The organism is Methanosarcina siciliae T4/M (assembly GCF_000970085.1).
Classification (GTDB): domain Archaea; phylum Halobacteriota; class Methanosarcinia; order Methanosarcinales; family Methanosarcinaceae; genus Methanosarcina; species Methanosarcina siciliae.
The window spans coordinates 2,958,559-2,979,062 of the sequence record NZ_CP009506.1 but is presented as its reverse complement, the minus strand read 5'-3'; the positions used below and the strand labels follow the sequence as shown (position 1 = coordinate 2,979,062).

Here is a 20,504-nt window from a genome sequence, read left to right as displayed (position 1 = left end):
ATTGAACAGATGATAATAATTCCTAAACTCTTGGACTTACTGCAGGTCCGGGAAGGGAAACTTATCATTGTGGTTCGTAAACGCCTCGAACCTGTATTTCAGGTGAAGAAATAAAAAATAGTCTTGAGACTCTATGGATTTGAAAATGCGAGATTCAAAGAAGCAATTTCAAGCCTTGGGACCTGCTCTCAAGGAACATATTTTTAGTGAACATACGGAAATTCTTGCCCCTCGCTACTTTACTTATATACTAACTTAATATGTAATTATTAAAATATTCCAAAGAAGATAAATTTTTATACAATAAACATAATTTACCAGCTCATCATATGGTTGAAACCACAAACTTTACTCTTCTTGCATTTTCCCGATTGATTTCCTCTTTATTTTTTTGGGGTGCTGCTCCGGTTTCACAGGTTTATTAACTATTTTGCAGGAGGAATGATTTTTCCAAGCTGAAAGTATTGAATGAGAACAGGATAAAAATTAGAAATGAGAGCAATGAAAGATTCGTTTACGACAGATCCGGTTCAACATATTTTAATTAGGAAATTATTTATTTTGCCGACTTAATACTTTCAATCCGCTATATCACTTTATTAATAAAAGGGCTCACTTTTTGTTATAATATGCTGAATATTCACACACCCAGACTCGAAGATCAGACTCCCATATATTAAATTCTCACCTTAAACATCCATACACTAAATTCTTACCTTAAAAATCTCAATAACCGATTCACCGAGACAAGAAAAACCTGAGAGAAGGAAAATGAAAAATATTATTATCAAAGGGGCGCGGGAACACAACCTGAAAAATATCACAGTTGAACTCCCGCGGGACAGGTTCATTGTAATTACAGGCGTCTCAGGCTCTGGGAAATCTACCCTGGCTTTTGATACTGTTTATGCCGAAGGACAGAGGCGTTATGTGGAATCCCTCTCAGCTTATGCAAGGCAGTTCCTCGGGCTTATGAACAAGCCGGATGTGGATAGTATTGAGGGGCTGTCTCCGGCAATTTCGATAGAGCAGAAAACAACTTCTAAAAACCCCAGGAGTACGGTGGGAACTGTCACTGAAATTTATGACTACCTCAGACTGCTTTTTGCAAGAGTTGGAACCCCTTACTGTCCAATTCATGATATCAAAATAGAGTCACAGTCCCCGGAAAGGATCGCAGACAGCCTCAGCAGGGAATGTGAGGGGATGGTTACAATCCTCGCGCCCATAATCCGCCAGAAGAAAGGGACTTACCAGCAGCTCTTCAGGGACCTGAACAGCGAAGGTTTCACCCGGGCCAGGGTAAACGGGGAGATTCACAGGACAGATGACGAAATCTCCCTTGACCGCTACAAAAAACACGACATCGAAGCGGTAATAGACCGCCTGGACCCTTCCGAAGACCGGTCAAGGCTTGTCGAAGCCTGTGAAAATGCCCTCAGAAAAGGCGAAGGGCTCCTGATCGCCGTGGATGCGGAAGGGAAAGATCACCTGTATTCTTCAAACATGGCCTGCCCTATATGCGGGATGGCTTTTGAGGAACTCCAGCCCAGGATGTTTTCTTTCAACAGTCCTTTCGGGGCCTGTGAAGCCTGTAACGGGCTCGGGATTAAAATGGAACTTGATCCGGACCTCATAATTCCGGACAAAAGCCTGTGCATTGCCGACGGAGCCGTTGCTCTTTACAGGAACTATCTTGACGGCTACCGAAGCCAGCACCTGGCAGCTGTTGCAAAGCATTTCGGTTTTGACATCTTTACCCCTATCGAATCCCTTTCAGAAAGGCAGTATAGCGCTCTCATGTACGGCTCGGAAGAAAGTATCCAGTTCAGCATGAGCATGAAAAACGGAGATGCCCATTGGTCCCACAAGGGCACCTGGGAAGGGCTTCTTCCGCAGTCCGAAAGGCTTTACAACCAGACCAAGTCCGAGTATAGGCGAAAAGAACTTGAGAAATTCATGCAGGTCCGCCCCTGCCCAAAGTGCGAAGGCAAACGCCTGAAAGAAAAAGTTCTGGCAGTAAAGCTCGGTGACAAATCCATTGTTGATGCAACTGACCTTTCCATTATCCAGTGTATCCAGTTTTTTGAAAACCTGAAACTCTCCGAAAAAGAGCAGGAAATCGCAAAACAGGTCTTAAAAGAAATTCGCTCCAGACTTGGCTTCCTTGAACATGTGGGGCTTGGGTACCTGACCCTTTCTCGCAGTGCAGGTACCCTCTCAGGCGGAGAAGCCCAGAGGATCAGACTTGCAACCCAGATCGGCTCAAACCTTATGGGGGTGCTCTATGTGCTCGACGAACCGTCCATAGGGCTGCACCAGAGGGATAACGAGCGGCTTATCCAGACCCTGCAGACCCTGCGTGACCTCGGGAACACCCTCATAGTGGTAGAACATGACGAGGACACCATCCGGGCAGCAGACTACGTGCTCGATATAGGACCTGGCGCCGGGATACACGGAGGGTTTGTGGTTGCAGAAGGGACGCCTGCAGAAATTGAGAAAAATCCGGAGTCTCTGACAGGCAAGTACCTCTCAGGAGAAAAGCAGATAAAGCCTCCCGCGCTCCGCCGACAGAGCGAGACCTTCATCCGGTTGAAAGGCTGCCGGGCAAATAACCTGAAGGATATAGATGTAAACATCCCAATCGGACTACTCACTGTAGTCACCGGGGTTTCGGGCTCCGGAAAGTCTACCCTTATCTATGATACCCTTTACAAAGCCCTGATGAAAAAGATCAACAAATCTAATGTAACACCCGGGGAATATGAAGAGCTGATTTTTGACTCCGAGATTGATAAAGTAATAGTTATCGACCAGAGCCCCATAGGCAGGACCCCTCGCTCGAACCCTGCGACTTATACCAAGGTTTTCGATGCTATCAGGCAGGCTTTTGCCGAGACCAAGGAAGCAAAAATCCGCGGGTACAAAAGCGGACGTTTCTCTTTCAACGTAAAGGGAGGACGCTGTGAGGCCTGTCAGGGAGACGGATTGATCAAGATCGAGATGAACTTCCTGCCTGATGTTTACATTGAGTGTGAAGAGTGCAAGGGTACACGCTATAACCGGGAGACCCTTGAGGTAAAGTATAAGGGCAAATCGATTTCCGAAGTCCTGAACATGACTGTGGAAGAGGCTGCAGAGCACTTTGAAAACGTCCCTTCAATCAAAGGCAAGCTCGATACTCTCACGCGCGTAGGGCTCGGGTACATCAAGCTCGGGCAAAGTTCCACGACCCTTTCCGGAGGGGAAGCCCAGAGGATAAAACTTACCCGCGAACTCTCAAAAAAGGGCACGGGAAAGACCATATATCTGCTTGACGAGCCCACAACCGGGCTGCATTTCCACGACGTCAAAAAATTGATTTCAGTTCTTAACGGGCTTGTTTCGAAAGGAAATACAGTGGTTGTAATCGAACACAACCTGGACGTCATCAAATCTGCAGACCATATAATCGATCTCGGTCCAGAAGGTGGGCATGCAGGAGGGGAGATTGTAGCCACAGGCACACCTGAAGAAATTGCCCTGATCCCGGAAAGCCATACAGGGCGTTTCCTCACTGCAAGGCTTCCAGTGAAAGAGAACTCTTATCTGGACTCGGGTCTACAGACGGTTGAGGCTGTTTTTGAGGACGGGGAAGATTTCGAGACAGGTCACGGGGAATTTGAAGGTGATTCCGGGGAAGAATTTGAAGAAGAACCTGAAGACTTCGACGAAGGACCGGATGAGGTATCTGAAGGCCAGGCACTTTGAGTGATTCCGGACACAAAAGCATCCTGATAAATTAAAATCTGAAAAAGAACTCCTGATTAGCAAGAACCCGGAAACCGGATTTGAGAAAAATAAATTTGAACGCAATGAGGCTAAAAATGATTGATCTGGAAGTCCTTCCACATCTTCCCGGCTGCTACCTTTTTAAGGATGAGGAAGGGATTGTGCTCTACGTGGGAAAGGCAAAAGACCTTAAAAAAAGGGTGAACAGTTATTTCCAGAAAAGGGACCATGACCCTAAAACAGCCAGCCTTGTTCAGGCTGCCAGGGGCCTTGACTTCATTGTTACAAATACCGAGGTAGAAGCCCTTCTCCTTGAGAATACCCTTATCAAGAAGCACTGGCCCAGGTACAATATCCTCCTCAAGGATTCAAAACGCTATGCCTGCATCCACCTTACCGGGGAAAAGTTTCCCAGGATCAGGATTGCCCGGAAAAATACCGGAGCCGGGGAGTTCTTCGGTCCTTTCGTTTCTGCAAAAGAAAGGGACTACATCTTCGAGGTCGTAAGAAAAACCTTCCAGCTCCGAACCTGTAAAAAAATGCCCTCACGTGCCTGCCTCCGCTATCATATCGGAGCCTGCAGCGGCCCCTGCATAGGCAGCATTTCCGAGGAAGAGTACGGAGAGAAAGTAAAAAGGGCCACTTCTGTCCTGAAAGGCAACATCAGAGAACTCATCGAGTCCATGGAAAAAGAGATGAAAGAGATGGCTGCAAAGCAGATGTTTGAGCAGGCCATGGCTCTCAGGGATGAGATTGCAGCCCTCGAATACCTGCAGGAAAAACAAAACATGGAGAGGCAGAAGAAACATGATGAGGATATCCTGAATTACATTGTCAGGGACAATACGGTCTATCTCATGCTCTTCAAGGTCTACAAAGGGACCCTGGAAGACAAGCAGGACTATGTTTTTGCTTTCGGGGAAGATTTCCTGCAAGAATTTCTGGTACAGTACTATTCCGAGAACGACCCTCCTGAGGAACTGATCGTTCCTCAAGTTCTTGAAGAGTCTCTTGTAGAGTTTCTGGCGCATGTGAAAGGAAAAAAAGTGAAGGTCACGGTTCCGAAGCAGGGGGAGAAAAAAGAACTTCTCGACCTGGTCCTGAAAAATGTCGAGATAGGATTTTTCGGGGATAGAAAGAAACTCGAAGCCCTGCAGAGCAAACTCTCTCTCCCCAAACTCCCGAACGTTATCGAGTGTTTCGATATATCCCATCTATCGGGCACCGCTACCGTAGGTTCGATGGTCCAGTTCAGAGGCGGTCGGCCTGACAAACACAACTACCGCCGCTTCAAAATCGAAAGTGTGAAAGGGATTGACGACTTTGCTTCCATTGCCGAAGTTGTGAGGAGGCGTTATTCCCGCCTGCTTGAAGATAAACACGAAATGCCGGACTTAATTATTATCGACGGGGGGAAAGGGCAGCTCTCTTCAGCTTTCCAGGAACTCCGTAAATTGAAAATAAGGATTCCGATTATTTCCATTGCCAAAAGAGAAGAGGAACTTTATGTTCCGGGGCTTAAATCCCCTCTTCCCGTCAAGAAAAATGAAAAGGCTTCTCTCTTTGTCCAGGAAATCAGGGACGAAGCCCACAGGTTTGCAATCACCTACAACCGCCTGTTAAGACAAAAATCGTTGATAAAGTAAATCGTAATGTACAGAAGTAGTGCACGGTAAATCGTAGCCTTCTGTCTTGTCGGTTTCCTCAATCATCGATGTCAATTAATTCCGTTTACTTAAGAAGGTCTTGATTCTATGAAAGTTTCCAGCCAGACATCCGGGGAGTCATCCAAAAAAAAGTTCGAACTACTGCACGATGCGCGGTACTGGGACAGCCCGCAGTTTAAACTGGTCTCCGGGTTTGAACCTAAAGGGTCCCAGCCCCAGGCGATCGAAAAACTTGTGGAAGGGCTGAGGAAAGGAGAGCAGTTCCAGACCCTGCTCGGGGTGACCGGATCCGGAAAGACCTACACGGTTGCAAATGTTATAAACCAGGTTCGAAAACCGACTCTTGTTATTGCCCACAACAAGACCCTGGCTGCCCAGCTTTATAACGAGTTCAGGGAGTTCTTCCCTGAAAACAGGGTTGAGTACTTTGTTTCATACTACGACTATTACCAGCCTGAATCCTATCTCCCTGCTAAGGACCAGTACATTGAAAAAGATGCCCAGATAAACCCGAAGATCGAACAGATGCGCCTTGCAGCCACAGCCTCCCTGATGTCGCGCCAGGACGTTATTGTGGTGGCTTCGGTGTCCTGCATCTACGGGCTTGGCAACCCTGAGAATTTCCAGAAGATGGGGTTTGAACTGAAGGTCGGAGATAAGGTCCAGAGAAAAGAAATCCTCGAGAAACTTATCGACATCCAGTTTGAAAGAAACGACATGGAACTCATGCCCGGACGTTTTCGCGTAAAAGGAGATACCATTGATATTATTCCCGGTTACTTCGATGACATCATCCGGGTCGAACTCTTCGGGGACGAGGTGGACCGGATTTCCGAAGTGGACAAGCAGACAGGCCAGCGAAAAGAAGACATGGACTACTTCTTCATCTACCCTGCGCGGCACTATGTTATTCCGGAAGAGGAGCAGAAAAGTGCAATCCGGTCCATTCTTGAAGAGCTTGAAGAACACCTCCCCACCCTCGGGCTGCTCGAATCCCACCGGCTAAAACAACGCACGCTCTACGACATGGAGATGATTGAGGAAACCGGCAACTGTAAGGGCATTGAGAATTACTCAAGGCACTTTGACCACAGGCAGCCCGGAGAGCAGCCTTTCTGTTTGCTTGACTATTTCCCTGACGATTTCCTCCTGGTCATTGACGAAAGCCACCAGACAATCCCTCAGCTTCACGGGATGTACAATGGGGACCGTTCTCGGAAAAAGAGCCTTATCGATTATGGTTTCAGGCTCCCCAGTGCCTATGACAACAGACCCCTGAAATTTGAAGAATTTGAAATATATATGAAAAACGTGATCTTCGTCTCGGCAACCCCTTCGGACTACGAACGGGAGCATTCTGCCAGGATTGTGGAACAGATCATCCGTCCGACAGGGCTCGTTGACCCTGAGGTTGAGATACGTCCCCTTGAAGGCCAGGTAAAGGATGTTATGCAGGAGATCCGGAAAATAGTGGAGAGGGGAGACCGCGCTCTTGTGACCACCCTTACCAAGAAGCTCGCAGAAGAACTGACCGAGTTCCTTGCCCGAAATGAGATTAAGGCCCGCTACCTGCACTCCGATATCAAGACCATAGAAAGGACGGAAATCATCCGCGAACTGCGCCTTGGCAAGTTCGACGTCCTTGTCGGGATCAACCTGCTCAGGGAAGGGCTTGATATTCCCGAAGTAGGTTTTATCGGAATCCTTGATGCGGATAAGGAAGGCTTTCTCCGGGACTCAAAGAGTCTTATCCAGATCATAGGCCGCGCAGCCCGGAACTCCAGTTCGAAGGTCGTCCTCTACGCCGACAACAGGACAGATTCCATCAAAAAAGCAGTAAATGAGACCGAACGCCGCCGTTCCATGCAGATCTCCTACAATGAAGAACACGGCATAATCCCGAAAACCATCCGGAAACCCATCAGGGAAAAGGTCGTGGATATTACCGACACAAAACACATCCCGAAGACCGATATCCCTAATGTAATTATCGAACTGGACGCCGAGATGAGGGAGGCTGCCGACAGGCTGGACTTCGAGCGCGCAATCCAGCTAAGGGAGCTCATAAAGAACCTGGAAAAAGAGATAAAAGCGGTGTGAAGTAGCTTGAAAAGACTGACTCTTGAATAAAATAGTCCATCATATCACTTCACAGGATAATGAATTTTCTTTTATCTCATTTATCTCATAAGCCGTTAAGGACAAAATTCAGGGTCTTGGGCTTAAAGCCTCTTTTCCTCCCAAAAACATTTCGGAATAGTCTGCTGATTTTCCACTGTCTCTGGGGCAGGTAAAGGTAAGGCCTTTTGATCCCAGCATGCAGGACATTGGTTTTGCGTTTTCGAAATCCATTTTGCCTTCCTCATCAAAGAATTTCTCATCTACTTCTAAATTAACAACTTTTCCTATGATGAGGGAGAAATTTTCTCTCAGGATTTCCTCCACAAGGGTACATTCGGCCCAGGCCAGGCATCCTTCAATACCGGGAGCCAGAATTTCCTCCGAGGGATGGGATTTTAGCCCGGCCATTTCGAATTCATCTACTTCCGGCGGATAATTTCGAGAACAGATCATGACTGCTTCTGCCATCTCAACTGGAGGTATATTGATGACAAATCCTCCTGTTTCCCGGATGTTTGCGAGGGTATCGCGCTTGAGCCAGGAAGCGAGCACCACTTCATCCAGGGGGCGGAGGATTGGAGTTACATTGGACCAGGGAGCCGCGTTTCGGATTCCTTCCTTGGAAACCGTGGAAATAAGGGCAACAGGCAGGGGAAAGATTTGCTCTCTTTTGCTTGGTTTTAATTTCATTTGTTTACCTCGATATTTTTTAAATCAAAATACAATTATTTTTGATCTATTTAATATTTTATGTTATGAACTTAAATTAATTTGTTACCTAAATACATGTAAATTGGAAATGAATGCTTTATATTCTTATCTGATTGATTATAGAATCAGGTGCCTGTGTTCCAGGATCAGATATTTCCAGAAATCATAAAATATCCATGAGTAGAAACAACACAAAATGTGCTTCGGAAAATATGACCAATGAAGAAGCTGGAAAAAAATATAAAAATAAGCTGAGAGTGATGTTAGTCCCTGAAGATAAAAATCATTTCCATCAGTTTCTTACTTTTTTGTAGTTCTTTTCTTTCTATTGCCCCGGGTTAAACATTCATCTATATTAGTCTTTTTATTTTTACATCAAATTTATTACATATTTTGCAGAGTTAGGCATTCCTGAAACTCAAACTTTTCTAAGTTTGGTGGGAACTCCAGGTCAGATATATAATTTGCTTCAATATTTACTTTTTTTGTAATTATATATGATTTCTTATATTAATTAGATCTCAAAAAATTCCATAATTTAATTTTTATGAAGATCTTTATTGATGCTGATTATATTATCAGTAATTCATGTACTGTATAAAATATATTTAACTAAATAAGTTTATCTATTTATGGATGTATAAAAAAACATTCAATTAATTTCTCTAAAGGAGGTTTGACGGGTGAAGTTAAAATATATTATTGGAGTTCTTGCACTTTTGTTGCTTATGGTTGGCACTGCAAGTGCGGAAACTTTTTATTTAACGAATACAAGCGAAAACGTTGATGGCATAAGTATTAAGGTGACATGCAATGGGACGCACATAATTATCACGGACGAAAGTACGGTTGTAAATGGTGAAAAGGCTGATATAAAAGGCATCAGGCTTTATCTTCGAAATGAGTATGTAAAAAGTGTCGCCGATCCTGATCATAGTGATAATGTATGGACACATACATCTGATTACAAAAGTAACTTTGCCGGGTTTGGCGAGTTCTTTACCCTCTGTGATAAATCTACCGATAAAACAAAATCACGAGGGCCGATTGTAATTGAGCTAAATCAGTCACTTGCTCAGCTTCCGGAAAATGCTCTAAAAAACAGTATTGTTGTACATCTTGGATTTGGTACTGATATATTGGATGTTTCAGGAAAAAATCAAGACAGCAGTTGGGTTACAGGGGGCGCCCATATTCCCGAATTCCCCACAATAGCCCTGCCCGTTGCGGCAATACTGGGAATAATGTTTATTTTCAGCCGCAGAAATCAAAAATAAGCGACTATTTTTAAGGCGCGAACCCCCCTAAAGATTAACCTTTTCTTTTTCTTTCTTTTGGCATGAAAGTCCGTGATGAAAAATATCATCACGTACTCTCCCCATCCTTTTTTCCCATCATTGCAATTATTCCACTAATTATTGTTATCCGTTCATCAACCGAGAATATCTCGGTCTCCACAATCTTCCTCTTTTTAACTTCCCCCTTTTCATACCCTGTTTCATCTTCGTACATCTCATCCTTTGTTATCAGATGCCATACTATCGTTGCAATTTTCCTTGCCAGGGCAATAATTGCCTTTGCATGTCCAATTGTCTTCTTTTTCCTGTTAAAAAACTCTTTTAACTTGCTGTTCTTCTTTCTTGCTGCTGCCTGAGCAATCTGAGTTAGAATCCACCTTGCTACTTTAGATCCTCTCTTAGTGATTCTTCCGTTATGGTATTTATCCGCAGATTGATAGACATTTGGAACCAGACCAAGCCATGAAGCAAGTTTATCTCCCGATAAAAAATCGCTGAAATTTCCTATCTCAGCAATTAGAGTTGCTGCCCCAATTTCTCCAATACCTGGAACTGAAAGTAAAATTTCCATTTCCCTTTTATGCTTTTGATAAGCATAATTGAAAATTTCCCTTTCCAGAACTTCAATTTCATCATCTAAATGTTTTATAAGGTCCAGGCATATTTGAAGCCTGATTGCGGCACTCTGGGATATTTCCCTGTCTAGAATTTCTCTTATCTGAACACCTTTTTTCCTTACATTTGGAGAAAGCGATTCTATAATCTGATCAACATTCTTGCCTGAAGAAATTCCTGCTAGAATTGCTCTGCCATTTTTTCCAAAAATGTCAGTAAGCACATCACCTAGATGCAACATTTCAGAAGAAAGAATAGCATGAGCTTCATTTTTTATATCTGTTCTTTTCCTTACAAGAGTTAACCTGAGCCTAACGTATGACCTGAATTCTCTATGCCTTTTCGGAAAAACTCTTGATGGTTGAACCATTTTATTCAATGCAAGTTGTGCAATTACTTCTGAATCTATTTTATCCGTTTTTTTATGTGTAAATGCCTTCATATCTCGAGCATTTCCAACTATAACAGGCAAATGATCTATCAATGCCTCATAAATCGGAACCCAGAAGTCACTTGTTGATTCACATGCAACAACATCACATTTCTCTGATGTTACCCAATTTTTAAGGGCTAAAATTCCATCATCATCTCTATCAAAACGCTGTAGCTGTTTTTCACCTGATCTACTCAGAATAGTAGCAATAACAAAACGTTTGTGAATGTCTAAACCACAAGATTTGTTTATTTCCCCTTCCAATTTACATTACTCCATTATTTCCAGGACAGTAGAATTGCCTCAAAGGCAATTTGGCATCCGTGATCAAAGTCACATCTGGGCCTTCGATGGCAATTCACAGTTAGTTTTTGTACGGCTTCGAAGAACCAAAAAGAAAACAACCTTCCTGTCCAAAGGGAATGATGGAGTTAATAATCAAAAAAGGCAAGGAAAAAAGACTTTCATATTTTGGGCATGTTATTCGAAGAATATCATGTGCGTTTTTGAGAATTTACTCAATCCTGGCTCTTATTCCCCATTATCAGAGTCATCTTCTTTGGATTGTTCTCTTTCGTCTCATTCTACTTTGCAGAGGCAAACATTGCTACCAGCACTATGACTGAAGCAAATAAAAAAACGAGCATTATATCCTTAGTTTGACATTTCTATAAAAATAAATACTCTTATTTTCGTTATTGATTTGATGAATCTAAAAACAAAAATAAGAGCATTCCCTACTATTCCTAACAAGAATATATGTGTTCCTATCGGCTCGATGCTTGCTGTTCAATACTTTTATGAAAAACTTAATTTCTCTGATGTTTTTGGTAAGCATAAAAGCCGAGGTTTAGATCTCAATAGTTTCAGTACTTCGCTAATTTTCATTTCCTCGTAAAAACGGTTTTCCGATACCCTTATATATGATTAAAATGCCCCTCCTATGTCTCTTTTATCATATAAGCCCGGAAATAATCCTAAACTTGAATTAAAGGCAAAAGAATGTATTGATGCCGTATTAAGGTCTCTCACTGATCATGTGACCATCAAGATCAATGGTTCTCTTACAAGTGAAGACGTTTTTCGTACCGTTGTGAGTATGTCAGTCAACAGGAATTCTGTTCATTCTGTTGCAACACAGTATCAGAATGTTGCTTGCGAAACATCTCTACGATGCCATCTTAAAAAACTAAACATGGAAGAACTGATCAAATCGAATGAAAAGATTCTCCTTCAAGAACTCATAAAAACCCTGAAAACAGGCAAAAGTTATAAATTCGCTGTTGATTATACCAATGATCCTTATTACGGAAAAAAAGATCCATCTAATGAAAAATATGTAATATGTGGGCAGGCTAAAAAGTCAACAAACTCCTTTTACTCATATGTCTCTCTTTATATCATTAACAAGAATGAGAGGTTTACCATATCTGTTCTTCCTGTCGAAAAGGATAAAACAAAAGTTGAATACCTCTCCCATTTTATCAGCCTCATCAAAAAACTGAACTTTAACATTAAAATTCTCTGCCTGGATAGAGAGTTTTATTCTATTGACGTGTTTAAATTTTTGCAAAGTAACCAGGTTCCACATATAGTTCCAGTTGTCAAGAAAGGAAAACGGATGAAACAGATCCTGAAAGGGAATAAGGCACGTAGCGAACAATATGTCATGAAAAACTCTAAGAAAAAGATTCTTCTAGACATTATTATTGATGTCAAGTATCTGAAAGGGAAAAGAGATAAAAAAGGATGTGAAAACCTTGGTTTTGTCGTTTTTGGAATCAAATGGTCTCCAAGAAAGGTCAGTACGGTTTACAGAAGAAGATTTGCTATTGAATCTTCATACAGGATGAGGAATGTGGTCAAACCAAAGACCTCATCTAAAAACGCAATTATCAGGTACTTTTATGCACTGATATCTTTCCTGTTAAAAAACATATGGTTATACCTTCAGAAAAAACATTTTACGATTGTTAAAAGAGGTCCTCAGGTAATAGATGAAGATAAGTTCAGATTTGAAATGTTTATACTACTCATTGAAGAATGGCTGAGACGAAAGTTGAAGGTTAGATTAGTAGTGGAGTGCCTGAGGTAAACGAATGGAGAGAAGACATGGAGAAGAGATTTTTAGCGAAGTACTGAGTTTATTAATAGGCTTGGTGAGCTACAAGCTCACCGAGAATTTTAGCATTAAAGAAGCTGGCAAATGGTTAAATCAGAAAGAAATTCTCGAGATTTTGAATCTCGAGAGTTTTCACGAAAAGGTTCTTTACAGAACACTTGAGATCCTGGGGCGCAACAAAGAGGAAATTCTTTCTGATATTTTAGGTAATCTATTTTCCGTTTATGATTTTGAAGAGACAGATATAAACCTTGACTGGACAAGTATAACTCTTTACGGCACAAAATCCAAGCTTGGAAAGTTTGGATATAGCAGAGATCATAGACCTGATAAGCTTCAGATAACAGTTGGAGTAAGTGAACTCAAAAAACCAATTAACATACCCATTGGAGTTACAGTAAACAAAGGAAATGTTCTTGATCTGAAACATTTTCCTGAGACGTATAACCAGGTAAAAAGTAAACTCAAAAAAGGATCTCTTATTGTTTTTGATAAAGGCGCTAATACAGTTGAAAACATTAAGCTGATACAGGAAGATAAGATGACATATCTTACTTCCATGAAACTGAATTCAAGTGACGATAAAATCATTGAGAAATTTGATGTAACTAAAGCAGAACAGATAGATTCTGAGAAAGGAATTTATGGGATAAAAATAGTCAAGCCAAATAGCATTAAGTATTTCTATTTTTCAGAATCATTACAAGAAAAACAGTTGGAAGCAAAGGCAAGAACTGTCCTGAAGAAGTTACAGGAAGCAAAAGAGATACAGGAGATAATTGTCAAAAATAAAAAGCTTCCCAAAAAATTCAGAATAAACAATGAGTTGATTGAGATTGACTATTCTTTTAAGACTAAGCTCGAAGAGCTTAGTGATGATGAAGCGATAGAACTACTAAAGAGTTCCATAATTAATGGAAGAGAAGGATTTTTCTGCCTTAAATCAGACAAGAATTTGACACTTGAAAAGGCATTGGAAATATATCGAGAAAAGGACTCTATAGAGAAAATATTCAACTCACTTAAAAACGAAATACAGATTAAGCCGTTAAGGGTTTGGTCAGAAAATAGCATTCATGGAGCTATTATACTGGGATTTATTGCTCAATTATTCATATCGCTGATGCGATATGAATTTGAGGAAATCAAGCACAAATCCACAAAATTCATCAAAAAAAGCTTGAAAAATTTGACACTTACAATAAAGTTCGTGAAAAATGGACTCAGAAATTATATTTTTGCTAATTTTGATAAGATCAATAGCTTAATTGTAACAAAAATGGGCACTATTCCATAGAATTTATTATAAAATTAGATAGATTCATAACCCTGTGTCAAATTAGTTTGAGCTAAGAATAGGATAGATTTTCAATATCAATTAGTGGATACTGTCAAATTAAGGTTATATTGAGCACGGAACCATAAACCTCGAACGAAATTTCAGGCTTAAGAGTCAAATAAAAAAGTGAAAAATGATTATCGTGCTCATCGTGAGTTCGATATTCATTACCAGTCACGGTTAATAAGTTGACGCGAGTTCTATCAGTCTGTCTCTCTAAATAATTGGGGAAAACTTTCTTTCCGGAGTTTATTTCCGGAAGTTTATTTCCGGAAGTTTATTTCCGGAAGTTTATTTCTGAAAAATTATTTCCGGAAGTTTATCCTCAAATCTTATTCAATAATATCCGCCGTACCTCTCATTGATTTCCCTGGCAGTATTGTAGGCATCATAGAGATTGTATATCCAGAACAGCGGATAAAGGATGTAACCGATTAAAACTACTGTCAGGAATCCGAAAATCGAGGCGAGGATAATAAAAATAATTCCCTTCATTATTTGCCCGTTATAGATCTGCCCGAGTCCCGGGATAAAGAAAGAAAGTACTGCAGCGAAGCCCGGGCTTTTATTTGGTTGAGACATTTTTTATTCTCCTTTCTGTTTTTGCTTCATTGTTCTTGTTTTTACCGGGTGGTTTTTTTGTGTGTTGTTAAGTTTATTTTTCGAACTTAAGTGAAGATTCGTCGTGTTAAGCTGAATTTAATTCAATTTGGCTATCAAATTTAGTTACTGTAAAACTGACTACACGTAATAAGCCACATAGAAGCGATAAGCAACCTTAACTTCGTCCATTTCCCCTGGCTTCAGGCCAAAATCAGGCTGGTCGGTTTTATAGACTTTTTCCCCGAAGTCTTTGAAAGTGGCTTCACATTTTATATTCTCGGGAAGCCGGGCTTCAAAGCTTTTGCATTTTCCGCAGACTTCGCGGACAAGAGCTTCTGTTTCTGCCGGGCTGAAGACCTTTTCATTTTCAGGCCTGTAGTTTACATCAACCGTCAGTTCTTCCTTGCTGAGCAGGTCGGCCCAGAAGCCAGAAAGTTCTGTTCCTTTTATCCTGTAGTCCTGAAGTTCAAAACTCCTTGTTATCGTGTTCTTAATCTTACCCTCTTCCATATGCTTAGTTTAGAAAGTGGATCTATATAAATCATCTCAATTCGCAAAAGAATGGATTAAATAAACCGAGCCTAAAGCTCATCATTTATGGGTTAACAATTTCTTTACAACTTTTTTCTGAACCTTATTCGTTAGCATATGACTGCATGAGCGGAATTTTTAAGAATTAAAAATAATCCTGAAGTTTCGGGTGGCTTAGACAAGGCTTTGACAAAAAAATCTTTACACAGAGCTAAATGAAAAACACTTATAATGAAAAATCAGAATCAATCATTACTGCAAGCTGAAAATCCCAGTCTCGGGTTTCCGAGAAAAATCTAGACTCTTGGTCACTATCAGCCATATCTTTAATTCTTCTTCCCTGAAGGTTTCAAAATAAATGTCAGATTTCAGTTTAATGAACACTGCCTCTGTTACTTGTTTTACAGAATCACCAGGTCCCGCTTAAGAAAAGAGATGATGGGCTTGAAATTTTTTACATCAAACTATTTTTTGCTTGAAAACAATTTTTCATATAATTTATTTAATATAACTTATGCTATTAATATATACTGGAGCTGGGGAACAGATAAGGAGGAAACTGAGAACTTAAAATAAGAGCCGTGAAAGAATCTCCTGGGGGTCGCTGATCCTCTCTTCAAATCAATTTGCCTGGGGGAGCATGATATTCGAAGAGGCTGTATTGGGGAATACAGCAGATACAGCGCCTCCGGGCTTCTTCTTGCACTGTCTTGGAATTATTTATCCAGTTGAAAAATAGAAAATCAGGAGTTTATCTATGAAACATCTAAAAATATGTCCAAAATGTAACTCTGAACTGAAATTGTGCTCCGATGGCGAGACTCAGTACTGTGATATTTGCAAGTACTGGACAAAGGTAGGTACCGTAAGGCTCGATTCAATAATGATTTATGCATGATAAGTCTGCATGAGAAACGCAGGGATTTTTCTTTAATCTCCTTTTTCTTAATCTCCTTTTTCTTAATCTCCTTTTTCTTTAATCTCCTTTTTCTTAATCTCCTTTTTCTTTAATCTCCTTTTTCTTAATCTCCTTTTTCTTTAATCTCCTGCTTTTAACCTCAAAAAAGAAAATTCAATATTAAAGAGCTTTAATTCAATATTAAAGCTCTTAAAAGGCTATAAAAAAATATTATGGTTAATTTACTGGGGTTTTTGCTCTACCCTGTGACCCTTCTCATTTTTTCTGGTTAATTTTCAAATTTTCTTGAGCATCAGAGACATTATACCCGGTCTGGAAGGCTTCATTGTCTGAGGCAAAAACATATCCATACCACCAGCAGATCCGAACATTTCCTGGTTTACCCGATCTGTAATTTCATCGAATATCATCTTATAGGCAACACAGTGAGGATCGACAGCTTTTATTTCCCCGTCGGTGGGAACTAAGGCATTGTAAGGGCATCCACCCCTGCAGTATTTGATATGAGAGCATTTGCTGCATGCAGAGTCCACAAACTCCTTGTATTTATGCATAAGCTTCCAGGCTTCTGATTGGGCAAGGTCTGCAATGGTAGGGCGGTCATAAACGTTTCCCATGACATATTCGGGCATGCCTACGAAGCGGTAACAGGGATATATGCCTCCGTCAGGGCCAACTGCAAAAGTATCTCCCATGCAGTCTACATAGGTACAGACAGTGCCTCTGCCTGTGAACACGCATTTGCACAGTTGGTCAATATTCATAACCTCGATTTTGCCCAGGTTTTCAAGGTACTTGTCCAGAAGATAAATTAAGAGTTCTCCGTATTTTTCAGGGTCAAGTGCCCATTTTTCCGGGTTGTCTCCTTTCAAAGAAGGCAGGCAGGGATGCAGCTTAAGAGTTAAACCTTTTTCCAGGTAGAAGTTGAAAATATCCTCCCTGAACTTTACCGAGTGGGAGGTAAAAGTAGTGATAAATCTCACAGTAAGTCCATGGTCCTTCGCAATCTCATAGCCTTTCATGGTTTTTTCGTAGTAGCCCTTTCCCCTCTGCAGGTCGTTAAGTTCCCGGGGGCCGTCCAGACTGGAACCAATGGGGACATTATACCTGGCAAAAATTTCGGCTATTTCCGGAGTAAGTTTCCAGAGGTTTGTCTGTATAGCAAAAGCGATATTCCTGGGGCTCAGACCCTCGGCCAGCAAAGGTAAGGCCTCCCGGTAAAAATCAGCCCCCGCAAGGAGAGGTTCTCCCCCGTGGAAGGTAAAGGTAACAGGGTCCTGCCTGAAAACTTTAAGCCATTCTACCACTTCTTTAATGGTCTCAATGCTCATTATCGGGGACTTTTCCTCAGAACTCCAGCAATAATTACAGTTGGAAGGACAGCCCAGGGTAGGGATCAGCATCACATGAAAAGGCATATTTAAAGCTCCTTATTTTTAAGCTTCTTTAAATTATTAGTAGCTTTCTAAAAGTATCTTTTCCCCGCAGAAAGGTTTTTCCGGCTTTATTTTTCTCATTTTTGACGTTTCCTCTCTACTAACCGATGAGTTCATTTGATGCAACAGGTAAATTTGATGCAGCAGGTAAATTATTTAAAACCTCAATTTTAGTTCCAATTTTAGTTTCCTACCCTTTTTTAGATAGATTATTCTTTAGTTAATGGAATCGAATCTCTTAAAGGGGCTTTCAAACCCACCCCGAAAATTTCCTTAATCATTGAAGTTTAAGTTTCAACCTTAACTCCCATTTTTTGTAGGGAATATGTTGAATTTGAGAGTTTTATCTAATTCTCTTACTTTCTTAGGAACTTCAGTAATGATACTTTTTTCACCAAAGTTTATACTTTTCACTTTTCTAAACTTCAATAGGATATCAATGGGTGAGACCTTGTCATTTATCTCTGCTTTTTTAATTGCCTTCAACAATTTACAGTACGCATATAATGAAAGAAATGCCACAAACACATGCCCATAAACGCTCTCATCATCATGAAGATACAATTTGTCAGCGTCTAATGTTGTTTTGTATGCATCAAACAACTTTTCAATCGAGTCTCTTTTTTTGTAGAGTTCATACATCTCCTTTTTTCCTATGTCGTAATTGGAGATAATCAAGAACTTCCCTGCTCTATTTTGTTTTAAAGAGTACTCTTCATCGCTGATCTTCCCTTCCTCTCTCTTTCTGAAGATCGTCTTCTGTTCTTCAAGTCTTAGATCCAGGTCTTCATATAAATATAGGAACCTATTTCCTAACTTTCTTTTACCACATTTGATGAGTCTATCATGATAGATGAATTCTTCATTAAGGTGTATTCTTGTGTCATAATAGTGGCTGTTCCTTTTTGTTGGTAACACAAATTTGATATGTTTTTCTTCTAAGCAGTTAAGGATGTTCTCTGAGAAAAAACCACGATCAAGAAGAAGTATCTTATCGCTGATATCCAACTCTTCTATTGTTTTGTATAATGTCTTTATGTCCTTCACACTGCCTGGAACTGATTTGATCATAGTAGGCATTTCACTATCAAGACCACAAAGAAAGGGCAAAGTTGATTTGGGGAACTTGAATACAGTCTTTGTTGTAGCCTTTTTCAGCCTGTAGAATATTCATAGATCGAGAGAAACAGGAACTTAAGTCATAGACGAGTTGAGTGTCTGCATTTTTGAGATGATTGAATAGCTCATTCTGCCCAAACCTATCACAGCCTACTTCCCTTAACACTTTTGAAAGATTGGATGGATTAAGATTTGGTTTTATACCTTCAAGATTATAGAGATCTTCCCAAGTATCTTTAATTCGTTTGAGGGGGACATATCCATTTACACGAACAATTGACATTGCATAGAGTTCTTCCCAATATTCCGGAAAATTTTTCATGAGAAAAGGTTTGAGCTCTCCCATCATATTATGTAAAATCATTGAATTTCCATAGTCAGTGACAGAGTGAGGCACAGGTATCACATTAGTTTTAGGTTTCTCACCTTTAGGTATAAAGCCGTAATCTTTGTCGAGTCTACCAATGTAAACTGAAACTTTACGACCTTTCTTAATTTTTTTGTCATATTTACTCGTAGAGCGATAAACATAATGACAAGCGCCTCGAACTTTGATTTCAAGACATTTTTCTCCAGCTTTACGCTGATCTTCAAGCCAGCATCTTGCCCAGGGTTCCATAATCCCTATTATGTAGGGAATATAGGCATATATAAGTTTCGATTTGAAATCGTTCTACTGATATTAAAAATGAGAAAAAATAAGCAAATTAGATGATATAGTCCCTATAAATAGGCAGAGTTAAGGTTTCAATGATTAAATAACAGATATACCGAAAAATGTTCTAAAAACGCATAGCTCATTTGAAACTGATTGCAATCACTAAAAGACCGAATCTCTGAATCGAGCGGACCAGTTGGTGGAATAGAATGTCTAAGTTCGAAGTTTATCTTGATGAAGACGGAAAATACCGTTTCAGGTTAAGAGCAAGAAATGGGCAGATTATAGCTGTAAGCCAGGGTTACAAAAGCGAAGAAGGTTGCATTAAAGGAATCCAGTCAGTAAAAGAAAACGCACAGAATGCACGAATAGTTGTACTTGAATAAGTACCCGATACAAAAAGTATGACTCAAAAGTCAGTTTAATTTCCGGGAATCAGTTTAGATTCTCGAATGTAATTCCTTCAAAACGGCATTTTGTGATCTTTCCATCCCGAAAAGCGTAGAGAAAGACTTTGAAAAGGGCATAAAGCCTGAAATAAAAAGCTAGCAGGACTGGTGAGCAAAAGCCACTGATATACACCAGTTTTTTATCATCCCTGATAGAATCATCAAGGAACTTTACCACTCCGTCGAAGCTCTCTCTTTCAAGTGTACTTCCTCTGGGCAGGCGGGGGCCGAGTACTACCACATCTTCTTCCATGCCGTCCGGACTTGTCGTACCCTCTATGAAACCATAATTAAAGATTGTAGGAAGGAGAGAAAAAAAGGCTCTTTCATAGCCATTTTCTGTTTTCCGGTATTTCGAAAAACTGTATTTGGGAGTTTCTATAACAATTTTCATCGGAAAGGATCCTGCCTGCGTTTTATGGAACTGGCTTTATTGGGGTTTCTTCTCAGTTTTTTCGAGTTTTTCCTCAGCTTTCTCATTTCTTGTCAGGTTTACTTCTTATTTGTTTTGCTTCTTGTATACCTTGTCTTATTTGCTTTAATCCTCCTGCTAATATTTCTATTGATCTCCGCTGTAGCTCCTGCCATCATACCGAAATTTAAAATAATTCTCAAGTTACGGCGAATACCCACAAGAAAAGGATCTGATACTGAACTAATCTGATATTGAATGAATCTGATAATGAATGAATCTGATAATGAATGAATC

14 protein-coding genes and 2 pseudogenes are annotated in these 20,504 nt (G+C 40.6%); 8 read left to right on the top strand and 8 right to left on the bottom strand.

Annotated elements, in window-relative coordinates:
* The first annotated feature begins 771 nt into the window (after window positions 1–771).
* From uvrA to uvrB, 3 genes are all read left to right on the top strand, one after another.
* Window positions 772–3,753 (top strand): excinuclease ABC subunit UvrA, encoded by a 2,982-nt coding sequence (uvrA, locus tag MSSIT_RS12615; RefSeq protein ID WP_048172807.1) that lies wholly within the window; start codon window positions 772–774, stop codon window positions 3,751–3,753.
* 116 nt (window positions 3,754–3,869) lie between these two features.
* Window positions 3,870–5,420 carry an excinuclease ABC subunit UvrC gene (uvrC, locus tag MSSIT_RS12610; protein ID WP_048174768.1) on the top strand — a complete coding sequence of 517 codons (1,551 nt, stop codon included), beginning with the start codon at window positions 3,870–3,872 and terminating at the stop codon, window positions 5,418–5,420.
* A gap of 108 nt (window positions 5,421–5,528) precedes the next feature.
* Window positions 5,529–7,541, top strand: coding sequence for an excinuclease ABC subunit UvrB (gene uvrB / locus MSSIT_RS12605; RefSeq protein WP_048172805.1), 2,013 nt, complete (start codon window positions 5,529–5,531; stop codon window positions 7,539–7,541).
* Between the two features lie 108 nt (window positions 7,542–7,649).
* Here the strand turns inward: uvrB and MSSIT_RS12600 are convergent, their stop codons facing one another.
* Window positions 7,650–8,252, bottom strand: a complete 603-nt coding sequence (locus tag MSSIT_RS12600; protein WP_048172804.1) for a flavin reductase family protein — start codon at window positions 8,250–8,252, stop codon at window positions 7,650–7,652.
* 704 nt (window positions 8,253–8,956) lie between these two features.
* On the opposite strand from MSSIT_RS12600, the gene MSSIT_RS12595 reads away from it, so the two are divergent.
* Window positions 8,957–9,550: a PEF-CTERM sorting domain-containing protein gene (locus MSSIT_RS12595; RefSeq protein WP_048172802.1), complete on the top strand. Its 594-nt coding sequence runs from the start codon at window positions 8,957–8,959 to the stop codon at window positions 9,548–9,550.
* An 88-nt stretch (window positions 9,551–9,638) separates the two neighbouring features.
* Here MSSIT_RS12595 and MSSIT_RS12590 read toward each other — a convergent pair whose 3' ends face one another.
* Complete coding sequence (locus tag MSSIT_RS12590; protein ID WP_048172801.1) at window positions 9,639–10,883, bottom strand: IS110 family RNA-guided transposase; 1,245 nt, start codon at window positions 10,881–10,883, stop codon at window positions 9,639–9,641.
* Window positions 10,884–11,325: 442 nt separating this feature from the next.
* On the opposite strand from MSSIT_RS12590, the pseudogene MSSIT_RS23330 reads away from it, so the two are divergent.
* From MSSIT_RS23330 to MSSIT_RS12580, 3 genes and pseudogenes are all read left to right on the top strand, one after another.
* Window positions 11,326–11,502, top strand: a pseudogene (locus tag MSSIT_RS23330) (IS1634 family transposase); the annotation flags it as partial.
* 60 nt (window positions 11,503–11,562) lie between these two features.
* Window positions 11,563–12,714, top strand: coding sequence for an ISH3 family transposase (locus tag MSSIT_RS12585; protein ID WP_048172799.1), 1,152 nt, complete (start codon window positions 11,563–11,565; stop codon window positions 12,712–12,714).
* 46 nt (window positions 12,715–12,760) lie between these two features.
* Window positions 12,761–14,038 (top strand): annotated as a pseudogene (locus tag MSSIT_RS12580) (IS1634-like element ISMac23 family transposase); the annotation flags it as partial.
* 378 nt (window positions 14,039–14,416) lie between these two features.
* Here the strand turns inward: MSSIT_RS12580 and MSSIT_RS12575 are convergent.
* The 5 genes from MSSIT_RS12575 to MSSIT_RS12555 form a co-directional block, all read right to left on the bottom strand.
* The gene (locus tag MSSIT_RS12575; protein ID WP_048172796.1) at window positions 14,417–14,662 is read right to left on the bottom strand and encodes a DUF5683 domain-containing protein; all 246 of its coding nucleotides are present in this window, start codon (window positions 14,660–14,662) and stop codon (window positions 14,417–14,419) included.
* Between the two features lie 159 nt (window positions 14,663–14,821).
* The gene (locus tag MSSIT_RS12570) at window positions 14,822–15,193 is read right to left on the bottom strand and encodes a hypothetical protein (RefSeq protein ID WP_048172794.1); all 372 of its coding nucleotides are present in this window, start codon (window positions 15,191–15,193) and stop codon (window positions 14,822–14,824) included.
* Window positions 15,194–16,408: 1,215 nt separating this feature from the next.
* Complete coding sequence (locus MSSIT_RS12565; protein ID WP_048172792.1) at window positions 16,409–17,551, bottom strand: TIGR04083 family peptide-modifying radical SAM enzyme; 1,143 nt, start codon at window positions 17,549–17,551, stop codon at window positions 16,409–16,411.
* A gap of 318 nt (window positions 17,552–17,869) precedes the next feature.
* Complete coding sequence (locus tag MSSIT_RS12560) at window positions 17,870–18,649, bottom strand: transposase (protein WP_082088990.1); 780 nt, start codon at window positions 18,647–18,649, stop codon at window positions 17,870–17,872.
* A 7-nt stretch (window positions 18,650–18,656) separates the two neighbouring features.
* The gene (locus MSSIT_RS12555) at window positions 18,657–19,307 is read right to left on the bottom strand and encodes a hypothetical protein (protein ID WP_048172789.1); all 651 of its coding nucleotides are present in this window, start codon (window positions 19,305–19,307) and stop codon (window positions 18,657–18,659) included.
* Window positions 19,308–19,555: 248 nt separating this feature from the next.
* On the opposite strand from MSSIT_RS12555, the gene MSSIT_RS22220 reads away from it, so the two are divergent.
* A complete protein-coding gene (locus MSSIT_RS22220) occupies window positions 19,556–19,732 on the top strand; it encodes a YegP family protein (RefSeq protein WP_082088989.1) in 177 nt (58 codons plus the stop codon).
* Between the two features lie 49 nt (window positions 19,733–19,781).
* Here the strand turns inward: MSSIT_RS22220 and MSSIT_RS12550 are convergent, their stop codons facing one another.
* Window positions 19,782–20,189, bottom strand: coding sequence for an inorganic diphosphatase (locus MSSIT_RS12550; RefSeq protein ID WP_048172787.1), 408 nt, complete (start codon window positions 20,187–20,189; stop codon window positions 19,782–19,784).
* Between the last annotated feature and the right edge of the window lie 315 nt (window positions 20,190–20,504).